Origin of the sequence: Cetobacterium sp. (assembly GCF_048470075.1) — a bacterium.
GTDB lineage: Bacteria > Fusobacteriota > Fusobacteriia > Fusobacteriales > Fusobacteriaceae > Cetobacterium_A.
The window spans coordinates 1-2460 of record NZ_DBGBQB010000193.1; the positions used below are offsets into that span (position 1 = coordinate 1).

Consider the following 2460-nt stretch of genomic DNA (forward strand, 5'->3'; position numbering starts at 1 on the left):
ATCTATTAGTGAGTAACCAGTTATAAAATTTATCTGAACTTTTCTCAAAAAAGTAAGCGGCAATAAGGATAAATGGAACTGTTGGAATTATTGGTAAAAATGCTCCAATGATTCCGAAAATTAAGAATAGAAAACCTAAAAAAGTAAAAAATTTTTTTTTCATGTAAAAGCCTCCAGATAAAAAGTTTTCGTAAGAATTTAAAAATAAAAAATAAAGAATACCAACTAAAAGCTGGTATTCTCCTATAAATTTTTTATTAATTTTCAATATTTCTATACAATTTCCTGCTAAATTAACTAAAACTTTGTTTTTAACATTGCAAATACTTGAGGTTGCCATCTCCAATTTTTAGCCTTACCTTCATCTTCAATATCCCAGTTTCTATACTCTGCAGCAATACCTGATGTCAACGAGATAGCGTCAGTCAATTGATAATTCATAGATATATCAAATAGTGCATATAAAGAGTAGGAGTTTTTCTCAGCAAAAGTTTCTATCCCAGTTTCTTCATTTTTACTATAACGTCCATATTGGCTGAATGAATAAGCGTCATATCCACCCTCAAAGTTTAAAGTAAAATTATATTTATCCGCTTTGTAAAGATCAAAAGTTTTATAAAGATATGATTCCCATACAATTTGGAACTCTTTATCTTTAGTTTGATTAGGACCTCTTTGGAAATCATGATTATAGAACTTCAAAAAGTTATACATATTATTTTCAAATCCGATTCCAAAAGGAAGATCTATAAAAGTATAGAAGTTAGTGTGAACCCAGTTATAATAGTTTCCACCATTATCTTTGGACATAACATGTCTAAACCCTGGAGCTAAAATAAAGTTTTTTACAAAAGGCATACCTATATAATCTTTTAATTCGAATCTAGCATCATAATGGAATCTTTTTACATCATTAATCAGTTATAGCAATAGGTAAGATTTTGATATTATCGCCATCTTTTCCCCTGCTCCACACCGTGCGTGCGACTTTCACCGCACACGGCGTTCCATCAAATCTTTTAAATCAATATAGGAAAGTTAGCATAAAAACCTATAGAAATTTAAAATTTTTGACTGGGGGCTATCCCTCCACCACTTATTATCATGGGTTCATTGGTACTGTGCCCCTACTCTCACAGAGTTAAAAGAGTTTCGTTTTAAAAACTTATATCTACCAGTCGCATCACTTCTGCTTTAAACTGTACTCTGCTTTCCACGTTCCTTATTTCCTATGTTTATAACTCTACTTAGGTGGTTATTATGAGCCTGTAAGCTTGGTATTGCCTATAACAATACAAGGATTTTCATAACAGAGATTTTTACTAATCCTCACTTACAATGTGCCACACGAGGGGGGGGTAACACATTAGATATATCACTATATCTTTGAATTTTAGACTCTTTAATTCATAACTTTGTCAGCGAGCAAAAAGCTTGCATACTCACCATATAGAGCTCCACTCCCAGCCTATCAATCCTCTCATATAAATATCATTAAATACATACATATATGATATGTGTATATCACACGATACAATCAATTTTAAAATAATCACTTTTAATGGGCTAACAATTGATAATTTGAGAAAATTTTCAGCTGACTTTACCGAGCTTCATACACTGATTATGAAGTGATAATCAATGCATGTCGGAGATTAGAGAAGATACTTCAAGGCGTTACCCTATCATTTTATCTTTCGGAAATAAAGTTCTTTAATAGATTAAGCTACCTTTGAATAATCTACTAAGTTATAACTTTTCATTATAAAACGTGTCGCACCTCTGTATTCAAAGAATGATGTTATCTTATCAGTGTGTGAATAGTAAAGTCTAAAACGCTTATCGCTACCAAAATCCCCTTCTTTTTCCTCATTTAAAGCTTGATAATCTCTTAATCTAAGTTGCAACTTAACTTTTTCAGTGGCTTGTAAATTAACATAATATTGTGCTCTCATAGAGTCATTATTATTGTTCCACTTCTTTTCTCCAGGTTCGCTCCCTTCAGTCCTTCCATAGTATTTTAGTTGTAGACTGAAATCTCCAGATGGTTTAAATGCAGCCACCTCTTCAGCAGGAGTTATAGCTACGCTATCAGCAACTACAACTTCCTCGACTATAATCTCAGCTGCAGCCTCTTCCACTGAAGCTGGAAGTACCTCCTTGGTATTAGCAAGAAGTGATGATGCTAAAAGAAAAAAACTTAATCCAACTGCTCCTTTAAAATTCATTAAATCCCTCCCAAATAATTTAATTAGATTTTATATATGCAAAACCCAATTATTGAATTTTAGATTATCATATATATCATCCCAAAAAGTTTTGATATAAAAATACTTTTTCATTAAAATGCAAATTTAAATTTAAATTTAAATAAAAATTCTATATTAATTAAAAAAATATTATTTTTAAGAAAAAATTATAGGAAAAAATATGGGGGATAGAAATGGTAAAAAATAGATT

At 31.0% G+C, this 2460-nt stretch carries 3 protein-coding genes; all 3 read right to left on the reverse strand.

Annotated elements, in window-relative coordinates; genetic code table 11:
- Positions 1–340, reverse strand: a 340-nt coding sequence (locus tag ACMOUI_RS07045; RefSeq protein ID WP_418965022.1) for a DUF454 family protein, incomplete at its 3' end; no start/stop codon positions are given.
- Positions 298–858: a hypothetical protein gene (locus ACMOUI_RS07050; RefSeq protein WP_418965023.1), complete on the reverse strand. Its 561-nt coding sequence runs from the start codon at positions 856–858 to the stop codon at positions 298–300. The genes ACMOUI_RS07050 and ACMOUI_RS07045, both read right to left, overlap by 43 nt.
- An 863-nt stretch (positions 859–1721) precedes the next feature.
- Positions 1722–2228, reverse strand: a complete 507-nt coding sequence (locus ACMOUI_RS07055) for a hypothetical protein (protein ID WP_418965024.1) — start codon at positions 2226–2228, stop codon at positions 1722–1724.
- Positions 2229–2460: the final 232 nt, after the last annotated feature.

Bases quoted from the DNA above. Each gene is read 5' to 3' on its own strand.
- ACMOUI_RS07050 (WP_418965023.1), bottom strand. From the start codon at position 858: ATGCCTTTTGTAAAAAACTTTATTTTAGCTCCAGGGTTTAGACATGTT.
- ACMOUI_RS07055 (WP_418965024.1), bottom strand. From the start codon at position 2,228: ATGAATTTTAAAGGAGCAGTTGGATTAAGTTTTTTTCTTTTAGCATCA.